Genomic DNA, 16,013 nt, shown 5'->3' with positions numbered 1-16,013 from the left:
TATTCTATTTTTATCCCCTTTAAGGTTAATTCAAAATTACACAATTATGAGCAAGCAGCGTTGTCTTTGGTGTCAGGGGAATGATTTATATGAGAAATATCACGATTTAGAATGGGGTGTACCCGAATATAACGACCAAAAGTTATTTGAAATCCTTTCTTTAGAGATTTTTCAAGCTGGATTGAGCTGGATTACGGTATTAAAAAAACGAGATAATTTCCGTAAAGCTTTTGATGATTTTAATCCGGCTACGGTTGCCCAATATGATTCTAAACGGGTTCTAGCACTACTAAACGACAGCGGTATTATTCGGCATAGAGCTAAAATTGAAGCTACGATTCATAATGCTCACGTTTTTCTACAATTACAACAAGAATCTGGTAGTTTTAGCAAATATATTTGGTCATTTGTTAATCACATACCAAAAAATAACAGACCCAAAAAAGCAAATGAAATTCCTTCAAGTACAAAGCTTAGTGCTGATATATGTAAAAACCTAAAAGCGAAAGGATTCAAATTTTTAGGAGCTACAACCGTTTATAGCTTTATGCAGGCAGCAGGACTAGTGAATGATCATCTGGTAAATTGTTTTAAACACCAGCAATCTTAACAAAGCAATTTCTAGTGTTTAATTTAATAAGACGACAACTTGAGGTATATTTTCAATAAAAATAGAATAAAGTTAAAAAAAGCAGCTAAGAATAATTATTTTCGCAACTTTAATAAATTGTCAACATTAGATTAAATAAATCTTAGCATTTATGGAGTGTCTTTATAAATACAGAAAAAGTAGTTTCGCTCTTTTAACCTTGATTTTCATTAGCTTTTCAGCTAATGCGCAAACACATTTTGATGGTTTCATTAATCCGGAGATTAATTTAGATCTCAAGACCGAAACGCTTTGGAGTTATACTTTTGGCATCGCACACCGATCGATTGTATTTACCGATATTGAAGATAACAGCCAATTTGATGATCAAGTAAAATACGAAGCTGAGTTTATAGAGTTAAATCAATATACTCATTTTAAACTGGGCGAAAAGGGTAAAGCAACAGTGGCAGCTCGCTATCGCTTTAAAGATATTTTTATCGATAAACATGACGAGCTAAGACTACTCCAACAATATAGCCACAAAATAAAATTCAACAGTTTTACTTTAGGACAACGGCTTCGCTTCGCACAACGATTTAGAGAAGAACTGGTTTTAAGATGGCGCTACCGCATAGGAGCTAGTTTTAAATTAAGCCCGGCTTTAGCCGATAAAGAACCTCTGATTTTTAGTGCCTCAACAGAGAGCGTTTGGGAGTTTGGCAAATATAACAAGCCTAGTTTGGGTCAGCGTTTTACAGGAAAATTTAGTTTGCCAATTGGGCAAAATTCAAAGATAGATTTAGGGCTAGAGTATCGCCACCGTAATTATACCCACCAACCCTTTACAGAATTGTTTTTGATAAGCGGATTAAATATCAATTTGTAAAATTTACTACAAATAACTTAAAAAAGCTTCCCGTTCAATTTCTTCGGCTCCCAAGCTGGCTAAATGATTAGTGTGCACTTGGCAATCAATTAAGCTAACTTTCTGTCTCTCCAAGAATTGAACCCAAGTTATGAATGCAAATTTAGATGCATTACTTACTAACGAAAACATGCTTTCTCCGCAAAATACACCTTGAGGTTTTAGCCAAATTCCGTAAAGCCCTCCCACCAATCTTTCGTTTTGCCAAACCTCTACCGAATAGGCAAATCCTTGCTGGTGCAATTGGGTGTAGGTATTTATAATGTCTTTGGTAATCCAAGTTCCGTTTTGGCCTGGTCTTTTTACTTGTGCACAGGCTTGAATCACCTGCTCAAAATGTTGATTAAAAGTGACTTTAAATGTTTTCCTATCAAGAAGTTTCCTCATACTTTTTGACACTTTTAGCTTCTTAGGAAACAAAACCATTCTTGGGTTTGGCGACCACCACAATACGGGTTGATCGTTTTCATACCAAGGAAAGATACCTTTTTTATAAGCTCTCAAAACACGCTCTGGTATTAAATCACCACCATATGCCACCAATCCCAGTTCGTTTGAAGTATTGGGATGCGGGAATTCTTGTTTTGTATCTAAAAAAGGTATAGTCATAAAAAAAGCTGCTTTAAAATGTTAAAACAGCTTGAAGTTTTTAAGTTATCAATTTAGAACGGTAAATCGTCATTATCGTCATCGTTGAAATCGTTTGCGGGTTCAAACTGATCTACAGGAGGTACATCTCCTTGTGGAGCACTACCGCCTAAATCTTCAATACGCCAGCCCTGAATAGAGTTAAAGTATTTGGTTTCACCTTGTGGGCTTACCCACTCTCTTCCGCGTAAATTTACCCCAATTTTTACCGGCTGACCTACTTGAAAATTATTCAGTAAGTCGCATTTATCTTGAATAAATTCAATAAGCAAGTGTTGCGGATATTGTTCTTGGGTAGTTACAACAACTTCACGTTTTCTAAATCCGTTGTTCCCGTAAGTTTTGGTCTCGTCTATTTTCTTTATCGTTCCTTGTACTTCCATATTTCTAATTTAATTTTGCTAATAATACCTTCCAGGCTTTCTCTATTTCCTCTTGTTTTAAATACTCTTGGGCCACTGCATGAATTTTCTCTACAGAGCCTTCTTTAATATATTCTACTAAATTCAATTCATTTAAAAAAGAATTGATTTCCTCTTTATTGGGTAAACGCTCAATTGTTCCTAATTTTCCTAGGTCATTCCCGGTTAACACCTTACTAGACCGTATATCTTCTGGAAAAGCATCAACGCCTATACCCATAGTTGTTTTGGGTTTAGGAATTTCAAACATACCTTGATTGGCACGTGAGTAATAATTGCTCCCCATACGTGCTACTTGATCAATTTTTATTTGATCGATAATATTTAAATGCTCATCCATAACCTCTTCAGCAACATGCATACGCACCACTTCACACAACACCACATTACCTGCGCCTCCTTCTTCACCCAAACTTACTACCTCTTTCACCACGCATTCAAATTGTACCGGACTTTCTTTTACTCGAAAAGGCTTCACTACATCAGACTCTAATGGCGTTAGACCCGTTTTCACGAATTCATTAACACCAGTCGCATAATCTGTACTAGCCAATGACATTTGCTGCACCATCTCATAATTTACTATATTAATAACCACCTCACCTTGTGTGCGTACATTATTTAGGGTGTCCTTAGCACTGCCATCGCTAATGCGTAATAAAGGTGAAAACATAAGCATAGGCGGATTAGCGCTTACAACATTAAAAAAACTAAATGGCGCTAGGTTGGCTTGCCCCTCCTCATTTATTGTACTGGCAAAAGCAATAGGCCTAGGCCCTACGCTACCAGCCATAATACCATAGTTTCTAGCAATTTCAACTTCTTTTGGGTTTATTGTCAACATGAATTAAGATGTTTTTGCAAAGATAACGAAAGTACCGAGCTAATAAAAAATAGCTTTGTTTTTATAAAAAAGATTATCTTTCAACTTTAAAACAACCTATGCTTTACCTTAAAGAACGTAGTTTTGCCCGTTGGTTTGTAACCATTGCTTCTCTGATAATTGTAGGTTTATTTTTATGGAATGTTTCTATTTTTTTTGAGCGCATCAAAGAAGAAGAGAAAAATAAGATGGAGATCTGGGTAAATGCCTTTACTGAAGTCTCAACACCTAATTCTGGCACTAGCCTCAGTAATAATGTAATTGAAATCTTTAGTTCAAACACAACCACACCCATGTTGGTTTACTCAGTTGGTGATGACAGCTACAATTCAAGAAATATTGAAGAAGATAAAGTTAATACCCGCGAAAAGAAATTGGCTTTAATCGAAGAGTTTAAAAAGCAATACCAACCCATAGAAATTAAAGATGATAATAAAATAATTAATATAGTTTACTACGGTTATTCAGACACACTTAAACGGCTTACCTACTTCCCTGCTTTTGTGATTTTCATCATTATCCTTTTTGTGAGTATTATTTATTATTTTCATATCACTTCAAAAAGCGAAGAACAAAGTTTGTTATGGGCAGGAATGGCCAAAGAAACCGCGCATCAAATCGGTACACCCTTGTCATCGCTAGTGGGGTGGATCGAAATCCTAAAAACTGAAAACATCAACCCCGATTATGTTCAAGAAATACAAAAAGATATAAACCGGCTACAAACCATAACCGATCGTTTTAGCAAGATAGGCTCTGTTCCTAATTTAACACCTACTAATCTGGTTCAAGCTACCCTTGAGACAAGTCAATATTTGCAAATCAGAACCTCAAAGCTGGTTCAATTTGATGTAAAACTACCCAAGCATGCTATTTTTGTAAATCTAAATGAACAGCTATTCAGCTGGACGATTGAAAATTTAGTCAAAAATGCCATAGATGCCATGAAAGGCAAAGGCACACTCAAAATTGAAATGCGAGAAGAAGCTCAATGGGTACTGCTAAACATTTCAGATACGGGAAAAGGAATTCCTAAATCTGATTTTAAAAAGATTTTCAAGCCTGGTTTTACAACCAAAAAAAGAGGCTGGGGTCTAGGTTTATCTTTGGTAAAACGCATTATAGAATCCTACCATAAGGGTAAAGTTAGGGTACTCAAAAGCGAATTGAATCAAGGTACTTGTTTTGAAATAAAATTAAAAAAAATTAAAAGTTAGACCGTATGGCTTCACAGGTGGCTTTCATCTCTTCTTCATTCATTTTCACTTTTGTTTTAAAGCTAGCGTCCTCCATACGCTGTAGCGGAATTAAATGCACGTGTACGTGAGGCACTTCTAACCCAATAACAGCCATTCCTACACGTTTACACGGAATAGATTTCTCTATAGCTTTAGCCACTTTTCTAGAAAACCGCATCAATTCCATATAAGTTTCTTCATCCAAATCGAATATTTTATCTACTTCTTTTTTGGGAATACATAAAGTATGTCCTTTTGCATTAGGATTTACATCTAAAAAGGCATAAAATTTATCATCTTCTGCAATTTTATAACTCGGGATTTCGCCCGCCACTATTTTTGAAAAAATACTAGCCATAATTATTTATTTTAAATTTATGTTTTAACATCTAAAGCATCGCGTAAAGCATTTCCTATTAGCATAAAGGCCATGACCAAACTCATGATGGCTAATCCAGGAACCAATGCCAAGTAGGGTTTGCCCAGCAAAATATAACTATAATGATCTTTGATCATACCGCCCCAACTTGGTGTTGGCGGTTGAGCACCTATACCCAAGAAACTCAATCCGCTTTCAATTAAAATAGCTGCCGCAAAATTGGCTGCAGAAATTACAATTAAAGGTGCTACTACTTGAGGTAAGATATGCTTTAAAATTACTCTGCTGTGCGAGTACCCCAATGCCTTAGCAGCCGTTATATACTGTAATTTTTTTACTCCCATCACCTGTCCACGAACTACTCGCGCCACCTCAACCCACATCGTTAAACCTACAGCAATAAAAACTTGCCAGAAACCTTTGCCCAAAGCTAAGGTTATGGCTATTACCAATAGTAGAGTGGGTATAGACCACATCACGTTAATCAACCACATAATAGTGGCATCTATAAAACCTCCAAAATATCCCGCAAGCGCACCCAGACTAAGTCCTATTATTAATGAAATAAATACGGCAACAAAACCGATAGATAGTGAGATTCTACTCCCAACCAATAAGCGACTAAATAGGTCTCTACCATATTTATCTGTACCCAATAAAAATGTATGTTTTTTAACAAATACTTCTTGTATAGCCTCCAAATTTGTTAATCCGTTAAAGCGAGAAAGCTCAAAACGCTGGGGCAAGCCTAATGAAGTTTGCGCATCTTTTTTATATCGATACACCAAAACTTCATTTTCTTCAATTTTTAACCGACTAAATGGTATTTGTTGTGGCGTATCCTCTTTACCCAATAACCATTCCCAGTTGTTTTTGTGATGATTACCACTTCTCTGCGGAAGGATTAACATTTCAACCTGAAAGCCAGGTGGCTGAGAATGAATGCTCAGATTCATCGTATTTGCATTGACTGAGCTGTCTGGCGCAATAACATAGGCAAAAAGGGCCATAAACCCTATGATGGTGATATAAATTAAACAAAAAACACCCCAAAAATTTGATTTAAATTTTTGGAGTGCCATTTTGGTTGGTGATCCAGACTCGTGGTGCATTAGTCTCTAAAGTTTGCAGCTGTTTTCTTGTTTTGGCTGCCTGCACGCAAGTCTTCTAAAACAAAAATAGCTTCTTCTACATACACATCTTTACTCAAATTTTTATGCCAGCGTTTTCTTTTCTCTTGCAGGGTAGTATCGGTTTCAAAAAGCATTTCTTCTACGGGTAAAGCTGAAAAACTCAAATTGGTTTTATAATCGTTTATACTTTCGAACTCCTCAAATACAGCCTCACTTTGTTCTAAATCTGCTTTATACTCTTCGTAATTTATACTGTATTGATTTAGATCTCTTTGCGCTTTAATCCACTTCGCATTTTTATCGATTAAATTAAACTGTTTATTTTGAGCAATTCTGCTTTTACTTTTTGCAATCACAGCATCAATATCATCGTACCCATCCCACAAGCTATAATTCGCTGGTTGTATTTGGTCCCAAGGCAGCGGATTGTTAAGGTCTTTCTCCCCTAGATCTATGTAACTGTATTTATCGGGCACTACCACATCGCTTTTTACACCTTCTAATTGTGTAGAACCTCCGTTTATTCTATAAAACTTCTGGCGTGTAACTTTCAAAGCTCCCATATCTCCCAAATCGCTATTTCGCATCCATCTATTTAGGTCGATTACACCTTGCACGGTACCTTTACCATAGGTTTGTTTGCCACCAATAATTACGGCGCGCTTATAATCTTGCATCGCTGCGGCTAAAATTTCTGAAGCTGAAGCAGATAGCTCATTTACCAAAATTACCAACGGACCGTCCCATAGTACTTCGCCATCTTTATCTTTTAAAATCTCTTTGCGTTTATCACCGTCTTGAACTTGAACTACTGGTCCTTTCTCTATAAAAAGTCCGGCAATATCAACAACGGTAGATAAAGAACCTCCCCCGTTATTTCTCAAGTCAATCACCAAACCGTCCATATTTTCTTTCTTGAGTTCAATTATTTCTTTGCGCACATCGCTAGCCGCATTACGTTCATTGGCATCATTTATATTAAAGTAAAACTTTGGCAAATAAATAAGACCAAATTTCTGATCGTCTTTTTCTACCATAGCGCTTTTGGCATAAGTCTCTTCAATTTCCACCACATCACGAACAATTGAAATTTCTTCAATAGCTCCCGACACCTTTTTAACCGTAAGATGTACGGTGGTGCCTTTTGGACCTTTTATTAAACCTACAGCATCATCTAATCGCATTCCTGAGATATCAACGGCCTTTTCTTCGTCTTCCTGTCTTACTTTTTGAATTACATCGCCAACCTCAAGTTCTTCTCCTCTCCAGGCGGGACCGCCAGAGATCACATCCATAATTTTAATCTCGTCCATCTTTTTTTGCAAGCGAGCACCAATACCCTCTAGACTACCAGACATTTGTATATCAAAGCGTTCTTTGTCTTGCGGAGCAAAATAAAATGAATGCGGATCAAAACCTTCGACAATGGCATTTACATAAACGCTAAACCAGTCTTTGCGTTCTAAATCATCTGTCAAATCAAAAAACTCATCTAAAGAATTTTTCACCTTCTCTCGTGCTTCTTGCTCCAACTCCTTGTCTGTTTTTTCAACAAAATCTTCAGTTTCTTTTTCTTTCTTTAGCTTTTGCTCTTCTTTTAGATCATAAAAGTAACCTAAGGTTGAATATTTTAATTGTTTACGCCAGCGTTCTTTTATCTCTCGTTTAGAGCTGGCAAAAGGTAAATTCTCATAATCTAGATTAATACTTTCTTTTTCCGTAAAATCAAAAGGCTCGTTTAATATTTCGGTGTAATACGATTTAGAATCTTCAATACGCTTTAGAAAACGTTCATAAACCAAATTAAAGAAATCTATATTTCTCGATCTTATCTGATCATCTATTTGCTCTTCATACACCGAAAAATCACCTATATCTGCCGTGGTAAAATAGCGCTTTCGCGGATCGATTTTATTTAAAAAATCATCATAAACAGATTGTGAAAATTCGTCGTCTATATTTTTAGGGTCATAATGACCTTTTTCTAAAACATAAGTAATTAACTCAATAAGAACTTGGTCTTTATCTGAGTTTTCATCGGCATCAAACTTTTTGGTGGTAAAGCTGCAAGAGGCAACCGCAAACAGCAACCCAAGTAACCATATAATTGAATTTCTTTTCATAAACGTTTTTATTTTCATAGAATTTCTTCTTACAACAAGCATAAAAATTATGCCAAGGTCTAAATTAAAAATAATAAATAGTTTTATTGAATAATCAGCTAATAAATTTTTGCTAAAACAGCATTAGCTTAGCAGCCTAAGCTGAATAAGTATTTGCTTTAATCCGGTTTAACCGAAACAAAGCGTGTCCGTAAAAATAATTGAATTTATCACTTAATAGCTACTTTAATCGTAGTTTCTATCAATTTGCTTATTTTAGCTTAAAAAAAGAATGGAAGACAAAAAGCCTTTGATTCTCGTTACCAATGACGACGGGATTACTGCACCAGGAATACGCACACTTATAAAAATAATGAATAAACTTGGAGATGTGGTAGTGGTAGCTCCAGATAGTCCGCAAAGTGGAATGGGACATGCCATTACACTAAACGACAATCTCTATTGCGACCCGTTAAACGTTGAAGAAACGGCCAATCATTTAGAGTATAGCTGTTCGGGAACCCCTGCTGACTGCGTAAAAATAGCCAAGCAGGAAATTTTAAAGCGTAAACCCGATTTATGCGTGAGTGGTATTAATCACGGCTCAAACGCTTCTATAAATGTGATTTATTCTGGCACTATGAGTGCAGCGGTAGAGGCCGGTTTAGAAGGCATACCTGCTATTGGTTTTTCATTATTAGATTACAGCCTGACAGCCGATTTTTCTCCTTGTGAGGATTTTGTGGAACGCATTGCTCGTAATGTTTTAGAACATAAACTACCCCCTGGTGTGGTTCTAAATGTAAATATACCTAAGCTCAAACGAGAGGAGATTAAAGGAATTAAGGTTTGTAGACAAGCAAAAGCGCATTGGCGTGAAGAATTTGACAAGCGCACCAATCCGCAAGGTAGAGATTATTACTGGCTTACCGGCACTTTTATAAACGAAGATGAAGGCGAAGATACAGATGAGTGGGCTCTGGCTAATAATTATATTTCGCTTGTACCTATACAGTTTGACCTTACTGCTCACAAAGCCATTAACACCATAAACAACTGGAATTTAAATGATTAAAAAGGAGATATTTATCGGTTTTGTTGTTGGAATTTTTGCCAATATAGCTGGGATATTTATGTACTTGTATTTTTTTTCGGAGTACAAAATTGAAACTTCTTTGACTATGGCTTATGAAAATGGCGTACTAGGAAATGTTATCGCCTTGGGTGCAATTGCTAATTTTTTACCATTTTTTGTATACATTAAAAAAAATAGAATATACCGTGCTCGCGGCGTAATTTTAGCCACCTTACTTGCAGGCTTGAGTATCATATATTTTGAATTTTTATAACCTCAAACGTTTATGAAATATTATTTGATTGCAGGAGAAGCCTCGGGAGATTTGCACGCCGCCAATCTTATGAAGGCTTTATTAAAGCAGGATGCAAAAGCAGAATTTCGATTTTGGGGAGGCGATTTGATGCAAGCTGTAGGCGGAAAGTTGGTAAAACATTACAGAGATTTAGCCTTTATGGGCTTTATTGAAGTGGTAGCCAATTTAAAAACCATTTTTAAAAATATAAAAATTTGCAAAGCCGATATTAGTACTTTTCAACCAGACGTTATAATCTTTGTTGACTATCCAGGCTTTAATTTTAGAATCGCCAAATGGGCCAAAAAACAAGGTTTTAAAACGCATTATTATATTTCTCCACAAATATGGGCTTGGAAAGAAAACCGGATAAAAGCCATTAAGCGAGACATCGATGCTATGTATGTTATTTTGCCCTTTGAAAAAGAGTTTTACGAGCAAAAGCATAAGTTTCCGGTGCATTTCGTGGGTCATCCTTTGCTTGATGCTATAGAACAACGACCCTCGATTTCTCATCAAGCTTTTATCGCTGAACATAATTTTAACGATTTACCCATCATCGCTTTGCTGCCTGGTTCTCGACAGCAAGAAATTAGCAAAATGCTAAAAACCATGCTCGAAATGGTACCGCATTTTCCCGATTACCAATTTGTAATAGCCGGTGCCCCTAGTCAAGACCTAGCTTATTATGAGCAGTTTTTAGCTAAAAACAGGGTATCTGTTATCAACAATAAAACCTACGATTTGCTCGAGGTGTCTACCGCTGCACTGGTAACATCGGGAACAGCAACGCTCGAAACCGCTTTATTTAATATTCCAGAAGTGGTATGCTATAAAGGGAGTTATATTTCTTACCAAATCGCTAAACGCATTATTAAGCTTAACTATATTTCTTTGGTGAACCTTATCATGGATAAGCCTGTTGTAAGAGAATTGATTCAGAATGATTTTAATCCGCGAAAGCTACGAGAGGAATTGAATTTAATTCTCCAATCTACAAAACGTAAACAAGTCTTAGAAGATTATCAGCAGTTACGCAAAAAATTGGGAGGCCCCGGTGCCAGCGAAAGAACCGCCAAATTAATTTATAATTCAATAAAAGTATGAAAATAAAAGCCTTCTCTCTACTCTTACTTTTAATACTTTCTGCCTGTGGAAGCAAGCGCGAGGTGGCATCAAAAAATAATAAAAATAAAACCACAACCGAAAAGATCATTTCCTACGCCCGTAGTTTTGAAGGTACTCCATATAAATTTGGCGGAACCACGAAGCGGGGTATGGATTGCTCTGGGCTTATTTACACCTCATTTTTAAGTCAGGATATTAGCTTACCGCGTGTCTCTAGCGAAATGGCTAAAAAAGGGAAAACACTTAGACAAAGAGAAATAAGACCTGGCGACTTGGTTTTTTTTAGAACAAACAAACGCCGTAGACGTATCAATCACGTTGGACTAGTAGTAAATCATGACAAATCTGGCATTTATTTTATACACTCTTCAACCTCTCGTGGTGTAATAGTATCAAAATTAGAGGAAAACTATTGGAAGAAGGCTTATGTTTTAGCAAAAAGGATTTTATAAATTACTATTTTTGAGTAACTTAACCAAATGAAGTTACTCAACACCTCTTTTTTGTGGCTTTTTCTTGCATTTGTAATAGGCATATTCTTAGGGCATAATTACACATGTAATTTTGACTTTGCTTTCTCTTTATTGCTTGCTACCCTATTTAGTTGGTTAATTGTATTTCTTTACCAAAAGAGAAGTTGGCTACCCCTAAGAATTTTTAGTGTAACCAGTTTGATAACCTTCTTAGTTATAGGATTTTTTTGTGTCAAATTGCAAAAGCATTATTTATATCAAGAAATAAAAACACAACCTAACCAGCTCTTACATTTAAATTTAAAGCAAGAATTAAAAGGTTCAATTTCATATAGAAATTATATCGCACAAATTAAAAACCCAACCGATTTTCGGCAAAACAACCTTGTTTTATTACGGGTGTATTTAAAAGATAGTACAGTAAATTATCAACCTGGAGATGCAATCATTACTAAAACAAATTTAAATCCCTTAAAAGAGCCCCTATTTCCCGAACAGTTTAACTACAAAAAATACTTAGCCAATAAGCACGTGACGCGAGAGACTCGGGTAGCCAGTACCGAAATTATTCATCATAAAAATAGTAATCCAACTTGGGTAGACCAGTCTGAAGTCATCAAGAAGAAAATAACCCACCAACTTAAAAAAACTAAATTAAAGCCACGGCATATAGCTTTTATAAATGCTCTAGTTTTAGGAAATAAAGATCTTTTAGAGCGTAGCACTTATCAACAGTTTCAAAAAGCAGGTGTAGTTCATATATTGGCGGTTTCTGGATTACACGTTGGGCTCATCGTTTTATTGTTGCAGGGAATTACCTATTTTTTAAAATATAATGAATGGACTCGGGCAATGCGCGTCCTGCTTATAGTTATTGCTCTATGGTTGTATGCCTGGCTGGTTGGTTTTAGTCCTTCTATAACCCGTGCCGTAACGATGTTTAGTTTTTTTATTCTTCTTACTTTAAATAAGCGGAAAACCAATGGGGTTACAAGTTTGGCGCTATCGGCTATGTTGTTACTGTTTATAGATCCTTGGTTGGTATTTGATGTTGGGTTTCAACTCAGTTATTTTGCGGTAGCCTCCATATTATTTTTTTACCCAATTATTTATAACTTATTTTCTAAAAAGACCTGGTTGATTCGTAAGGCTTGGGCATTGGCCTCGGTTACCTTAAGTGCGCAAATAGGAGTACTGCCCTTTACGCTTTATTATTTTAATCAGATTCCAGGATTATTTCTTATTTCTAACTTACTGATTTTACCCTCCCTATTTTTGGTGCTTCTTAGTTGCATCATAAGTATTTTGGGGAGTTTTTATTTTATTGAATTAGAATGGATTCAAGGGTTAACCGAACGCATAATTGATGCTTTAATGTGGGTTATTGAGTCTATTGCCCAGCAAGATGCGTATTACTTTGACCACGTATATTTTTCTGAATCCATGTTAGCTTTGTCTGTTCTTTCATTTTTTAGCCTTATCGGATTTTTTTATAGTTCGCAAAAAAGAATATTCGGATTATTTGCACTGAGTGCACTAATAGCAACACAGTTGGTTTATATCATAGACTATCAAAATGCAAAACAAATCCGTAAAGCTATGATTTTACCTTATTATAAAACCAGCACCCTAGCTATACATAATCCTAACGCAATGCAGATCTACACCGATTCTACGGTGTCTACAAAGGTTTTAGACAATTATAAAACCAAGTATTTCATCAACGATATTCAGCAAAATAAACGCTTAAATCGGGCTTTAGAAATAGATGGTATATCGGTGCTACGTATTGACAGTGACTTATACGCAGAACCTTCTAAAACACCAGTAGACGTATTGTGGCTAAGTCATTCACCTCGTATAAATCTAGAACGAGTTATAAGACTTGTACAGCCTAAAACCATTGTAGCCGATCAAAGCAATTACAAAAGTTACGTTACCCGTTGGCAAAGAACTGCCTTAAAAGAAAAAATCCCTTTCTTTGACAGCGCAAAGAAAGGGACCTTTTACATAATGTCTAAACCTTAATCTTTAAATTCTCCCTTAAAGTTTTTTTGATAACTTGCCCAGGCCTCGCTCGTTTTTAAATTTTTGTAATCGTCGTTGGCAATCATCTTTAAATAAATCTCAAGCTGAGAAGGGGTATGATATCCCGCTACTGGAGAAATAACTTCTCCTTTTTCATCAAAGAAGACCATACTAGGGTAAGCTGTAATTTTAAGAGCGTGAGCAAAAAGATGCTGACTATTTCTACCTTTTCTTCCCGGCTTATATTTTGGGTTTGTATAGGTGAAATCTTTATAGGTTACTTCCTCTGTTCCCTCTGCATTAAACTTCACCGGATAAAAATGTTTATTCACATACTGCGCAACTTGCTTATTACTAAATGTGTTTTTATCTAGCAATTTACAAGGTCCACACCAATCGGTATAAACATCCATAAAGATCTTCTTTGGATTTTCTTTTTGAGCTTCTAAAGCTTCATTCATGGTCATCCAATTGATTTCTTGGGCTTGCGTGCTAAAACTAAGTAATAAAACTAGCGCCCCTATTATTTTTTTCATACGATAAATTTTAATGCATTAAGAAACAATTATTGTTCCACTTTTTTAATCTACCCCTTTCATTAACTTTTTAATAGGTTTATTCACCGCGATTATCAATAGACCAGCAGCGATTGGGACCACCGTAAAAATTAAGAAAAAAGTAGTTAGTGAATATTCTTCTCTAATATTCTCTAGTTGCCCACCCAATACGGCGGCAAATTTATTACCTATTGCAATTGCCAAGTACCACATACCAAACATAAAGGCAATCATACGGGCAGGAACTAATTTGGAGACGTAAGATAAACCTACAGGTGAAATACAGAGCTCTCCAAAGGTATGAAAGAGATAAGCCAAAATTAACCAGATCATACTAACTTTAACCCCATCTTCTACTCCAAAGGTACCAAAAGCAAGCATACCAAAACCTAGTGCCAATAGGATAAGGCCTATACCATATTTCTGTGGTGCAGAAGGGTTGTATTTGCTTTCCCACCATTTAGAGAATAAACTTGCAAACGCAATGATAAAGAATGAATTTAAAATACTAAACCAAGAAGCAGTAATCTCAACCCAGTGATTTTTAACCTGTGTAACTTTAGCTTGAACCACGCCACTATCTCGACCTAAGTTTTCGGCATTTTTCTTAGCGGCTTCTAATCTTTCTGGAGTTAAATAGCCAAACTTTGCGAAATTTTCATCCTTGGTAATGATATTGATTTCTTGTCCTTCTTTAAAATCACTAAAAGCCTCACCTATCACCACTTTTTTAGTGATAATATCATTTTCAATTTGGGAAATATCTTGATCAACAGAGATTGGTGTTTCCATAAAAATTAACTCACCATTCTTGGCCAATTTAGGCTCATTGGTTTCTTCATCTATAACCGCGACCTTCTGAGCTTGAAACTCTACTTCATAGGCAGTAGTATTAAAATCTCTGTTTAACATATAAATAACCACTCCCCATATTCCGACAAAACAAACCGCTAGAACAATATTTGATCCAGGAATTTTTGCGAAGGTCTGTTTCGCTAGAAGCACCAAAACATAGGTAATTATAGCTAATGGAACTATGGTTAATAATGCGTTTACAATGTTAAAAGTAATGGCTGCATTGCCAATGAGTTCTCGATCGATATAATCACGAGCAAAAAGAACCAAAGAGGTAGCACCCTGCTCAAAACCTAAGAAAAAGAGAACGGTAAAGAATGCGAATACAATAACAGCGTACATTCTATTACGCACGACGGTCGCATATCTGTTTATACGCCCTAAAGTCAAATATAAAAAGAGCACCAAACCAAATAGTACTACTACATACTGCCCTTCCATTCCAAACATCTCAAATGGAAACAAATTGATATCAGCGATTTTAGAAAGCGGATCATTGATGGCGTATGCTAAACCTATTATAGAGGTAATGACTATTAAGATTTTATCTATACTAGTAAACGGATTGTATTTTACTGGTTCTCCGTCACTTTCTACTTCTTGCTTAACGTTTTGCTCTTCTTTAGAAGGTACATCTCCTATTTTCCCAAATAATGGTTTAGCTAACCAAAATTGAAGCGTCCCTAAAAGCATGAAAACTCCGGCTAGACCAAATCCCCAAGACCAGCCTACACGCTCAGCTAAGTAACCACAAAGCATCATTCCGAAAAATGCACCTGCATTTACACCCATATAGAAAATGGTATAAGCACCATCTTTTTTCTTAGGTAAATCTTTATACATTTCGGAAATTATTGAGGTCATTGTAGGCTTAAAGAAACCAGTACCAATAACCAGTAAAGCTAATCCTATGTATAACCAAAACTCAGTTTCAACGGCCATTGCGGCGTGTCCTAAAGTCATTATTACTGCACCAATAACTACTGCCCATCTATAACCTGTAAATTTATCGGCTATAACTCCACCAATAATTGGCGTGATATAAAGCAACATGGCATAGGTACCAAAAAGCGCTCCAGCATTTTCGGTAGTCCACTCCCAGCCAGGATTATAACCAATGGCGGCCATGGTTAAGAAGTTAATCAATAATACTCGCATCCCGTAAAAAGAGAAGCGTTCCCACATTTCTGTGAAAAATAATACAAATAAACCGGCTGGATGCCCTAAAACTTTACTTTTAAAAAACTCACTGTGTTGAGTATCACTAATTGCTGACATAG

General features: G+C 36.1%; 16 protein-coding genes. 8 read left to right on the top strand and 8 right to left on the bottom strand.

Annotation, left to right across the window (positions count from 1 at the left end):
- The first annotated feature begins 46 nt into the window (after positions 1-46).
- Together ACFSQ0_RS10520 and ACFSQ0_RS10515 are read left to right on the top strand one after the other, a co-directional pair.
- Positions 47-610 carry a DNA-3-methyladenine glycosylase I gene (locus ACFSQ0_RS10520; protein ID WP_379047968.1) on the top strand — a complete coding sequence of 188 codons (564 nt, stop codon included), beginning with the start codon at positions 47-49 and terminating at the stop codon, positions 608-610.
- A 151-nt stretch (positions 611-761) separates the two neighbouring features.
- Complete coding sequence (locus tag ACFSQ0_RS10515; protein WP_379047965.1) at positions 762-1,478, top strand: DUF2490 domain-containing protein; 717 nt, start codon at positions 762-764, stop codon at positions 1,476-1,478.
- Between the two features lie 6 nt (positions 1,479-1,484).
- On the opposite strand, the gene aat is transcribed toward ACFSQ0_RS10515, so the two are convergent.
- From aat to ACFSQ0_RS10500, 3 genes are read right to left on the bottom strand one after another with little or no spacing between them, the layout of a single operon-like run.
- Positions 1,485-2,126, bottom strand: a complete 642-nt coding sequence (gene aat, locus ACFSQ0_RS10510) for a leucyl/phenylalanyl-tRNA--protein transferase (protein WP_379047962.1) — start codon at positions 2,124-2,126, stop codon at positions 1,485-1,487.
- Positions 2,127-2,179: 53 nt separating this feature from the next.
- Entirely contained in the window at positions 2,180-2,548 is a 369-nt protein-coding gene (locus ACFSQ0_RS10505) for a DUF3127 domain-containing protein (protein ID WP_379047960.1), read from the bottom strand.
- A gap of 4 nt (positions 2,549-2,552) precedes the next feature.
- Positions 2,553-3,431 carry a flavin reductase gene (locus ACFSQ0_RS10500; RefSeq protein ID WP_379047957.1) on the bottom strand — a complete coding sequence of 293 codons (879 nt, stop codon included), beginning with the start codon at positions 3,429-3,431 and terminating at the stop codon, positions 2,553-2,555.
- A 98-nt stretch (positions 3,432-3,529) separates the two neighbouring features.
- On the opposite strand from ACFSQ0_RS10500, the gene ACFSQ0_RS10495 reads away from it, so the two are divergent.
- Positions 3,530-4,687, top strand: a complete 1,158-nt coding sequence (locus ACFSQ0_RS10495; protein WP_379047954.1) for a sensor histidine kinase — start codon at positions 3,530-3,532, stop codon at positions 4,685-4,687.
- Here ACFSQ0_RS10495 and ACFSQ0_RS10490 read toward each other — a convergent pair.
- From ACFSQ0_RS10490 to ACFSQ0_RS10480, 3 genes are read right to left on the bottom strand one after another with little or no spacing between them, the layout of a single operon-like run.
- Complete coding sequence (locus ACFSQ0_RS10490) at positions 4,677-5,066, bottom strand: HIT family protein (RefSeq protein WP_379047951.1); 390 nt, start codon at positions 5,064-5,066, stop codon at positions 4,677-4,679. The two genes, ACFSQ0_RS10495 and ACFSQ0_RS10490, sit on opposite strands and share 11 nt — an antisense overlap.
- A 17-nt stretch (positions 5,067-5,083) precedes the next feature.
- Positions 5,084-6,199 carry an ABC transporter permease gene (locus ACFSQ0_RS10485; protein WP_379047948.1) on the bottom strand — a complete coding sequence of 372 codons (1,116 nt, stop codon included), beginning with the start codon at positions 6,197-6,199 and terminating at the stop codon, positions 5,084-5,086.
- The gene (locus tag ACFSQ0_RS10480) at positions 6,199-8,343 is read right to left on the bottom strand and encodes a carboxy terminal-processing peptidase (RefSeq protein ID WP_379047945.1); all 2,145 of its coding nucleotides are present in this window, start codon (positions 8,341-8,343) and stop codon (positions 6,199-6,201) included. Before ACFSQ0_RS10480 ends, ACFSQ0_RS10485 begins: the two co-directional genes overlap by 1 nt.
- A gap of 271 nt (positions 8,344-8,614) precedes the next feature.
- On the opposite strand from ACFSQ0_RS10480, the gene surE reads away from it, so the two are divergent.
- The 5 genes from surE to ACFSQ0_RS10455 are packed head-to-tail and all read left to right on the top strand — an operon-like array spanning position 8,615 to position 13,321.
- Complete coding sequence (surE, locus tag ACFSQ0_RS10475) at positions 8,615-9,397, top strand: 5'/3'-nucleotidase SurE (protein WP_379047942.1); 783 nt, start codon at positions 8,615-8,617, stop codon at positions 9,395-9,397.
- Complete coding sequence (locus tag ACFSQ0_RS10470) at positions 9,390-9,671, top strand: hypothetical protein (RefSeq protein WP_379047939.1); 282 nt, start codon at positions 9,390-9,392, stop codon at positions 9,669-9,671. Before surE ends, ACFSQ0_RS10470 begins: the two co-directional genes overlap by 8 nt.
- A 12-nt stretch (positions 9,672-9,683) precedes the next feature.
- Positions 9,684-10,799, top strand: a complete 1,116-nt coding sequence (lpxB, locus tag ACFSQ0_RS10465; protein WP_379047936.1) for a lipid-A-disaccharide synthase — start codon at positions 9,684-9,686, stop codon at positions 10,797-10,799.
- Positions 10,796-11,272, top strand: a complete 477-nt coding sequence (locus tag ACFSQ0_RS10460; RefSeq protein WP_379047934.1) for a C40 family peptidase — start codon at positions 10,796-10,798, stop codon at positions 11,270-11,272. The genes lpxB and ACFSQ0_RS10460 overlap by 4 nt, the downstream gene beginning before the upstream one ends.
- 27 nt (positions 11,273-11,299) lie before the next feature.
- Positions 11,300-13,321 carry a ComEC/Rec2 family competence protein gene (locus ACFSQ0_RS10455; protein ID WP_379047931.1) on the top strand — a complete coding sequence of 674 codons (2,022 nt, stop codon included), beginning with the start codon at positions 11,300-11,302 and terminating at the stop codon, positions 13,319-13,321.
- Here the strand turns inward: ACFSQ0_RS10455 and ACFSQ0_RS10450 are convergent.
- Positions 13,318-13,857 (bottom strand): thioredoxin family protein, encoded by a 540-nt coding sequence (locus tag ACFSQ0_RS10450; protein WP_379047928.1) that lies wholly within the window; start codon positions 13,855-13,857, stop codon positions 13,318-13,320. The two genes, ACFSQ0_RS10455 and ACFSQ0_RS10450, sit on opposite strands and share 4 nt — an antisense overlap.
- A 45-nt stretch (positions 13,858-13,902) precedes the next feature.
- The gene (locus ACFSQ0_RS10445; protein ID WP_379047925.1) at positions 13,903-16,011 is read right to left on the bottom strand and encodes a peptide MFS transporter; all 2,109 of its coding nucleotides are present in this window, start codon (positions 16,009-16,011) and stop codon (positions 13,903-13,905) included.
- Positions 16,012-16,013 lie beyond the last annotated feature (2 nt).

The sequence above is a fragment of the Mesonia sediminis genome, assembly GCF_042684705.1.
GTDB classification, from domain to species: domain Bacteria; phylum Bacteroidota; class Bacteroidia; order Flavobacteriales; family Flavobacteriaceae; genus Mesonia; species Mesonia sediminis.
Note: the sequence above shows the minus strand (reverse complement) of the source record. Positions and strands in the feature narration are given on the sequence as shown.

Excerpts from the sequence above, each read along its gene's own strand:
- ACFSQ0_RS10500 (WP_379047957.1), bottom strand. The coding sequence starts at position 3,431 with ATGTTGACAATAAACCCAAAAGAAGTTGAAATTGCTAGAAACTATGGT.
- ACFSQ0_RS10455 (WP_379047931.1), top strand. The coding sequence starts at position 11,300 with ATGAAGTTACTCAACACCTCTTTTTTGTGGCTTTTTCTTGCATTTGTA.
- ACFSQ0_RS10470 (WP_379047939.1), top strand. The coding sequence starts at position 9,390 with ATGATTAAAAAGGAGATATTTATCGGTTTTGTTGTTGGAATTTTTGCC.
- ACFSQ0_RS10520 (WP_379047968.1), top strand. The coding sequence starts at position 47 with ATGAGCAAGCAGCGTTGTCTTTGGTGTCAGGGGAATGATTTATATGAG.
- ACFSQ0_RS10515 (WP_379047965.1), top strand. The coding sequence starts at position 762 with ATGGAGTGTCTTTATAAATACAGAAAAAGTAGTTTCGCTCTTTTAACC.
- lpxB (WP_379047936.1), top strand. The coding sequence starts at position 9,684 with ATGAAATATTATTTGATTGCAGGAGAAGCCTCGGGAGATTTGCACGCC.
- ACFSQ0_RS10445 (WP_379047925.1), bottom strand. The coding sequence starts at position 16,011 with ATGTCAGCAATTAGTGATACTCAACACAGTGAGTTTTTTAAAAGTAAA.
- ACFSQ0_RS10460 (WP_379047934.1), top strand. The coding sequence starts at position 10,796 with ATGAAAATAAAAGCCTTCTCTCTACTCTTACTTTTAATACTTTCTGCC.
- ACFSQ0_RS10505 (WP_379047960.1), bottom strand. The coding sequence starts at position 2,548 with ATGGAAGTACAAGGAACGATAAAGAAAATAGACGAGACCAAAACTTAC.
- ACFSQ0_RS10480 (WP_379047945.1), bottom strand. The coding sequence starts at position 8,343 with ATGAAAAGAAATTCAATTATATGGTTACTTGGGTTGCTGTTTGCGGTT.
- ACFSQ0_RS10450 (WP_379047928.1), bottom strand. The coding sequence starts at position 13,857 with ATGAAAAAAATAATAGGGGCGCTAGTTTTATTACTTAGTTTTAGCACG.
- surE (WP_379047942.1), top strand. The coding sequence starts at position 8,615 with ATGGAAGACAAAAAGCCTTTGATTCTCGTTACCAATGACGACGGGATT.
- ACFSQ0_RS10485 (WP_379047948.1), bottom strand. The coding sequence starts at position 6,199 with ATGCACCACGAGTCTGGATCACCAACCAAAATGGCACTCCAAAAATTT.
- aat (WP_379047962.1), bottom strand. The coding sequence starts at position 2,126 with ATGACTATACCTTTTTTAGATACAAAACAAGAATTCCCGCATCCCAAT.
- ACFSQ0_RS10495 (WP_379047954.1), top strand. The coding sequence starts at position 3,530 with ATGCTTTACCTTAAAGAACGTAGTTTTGCCCGTTGGTTTGTAACCATT.
- ACFSQ0_RS10490 (WP_379047951.1), bottom strand. The coding sequence starts at position 5,066 with ATGGCTAGTATTTTTTCAAAAATAGTGGCGGGCGAAATCCCGAGTTAT.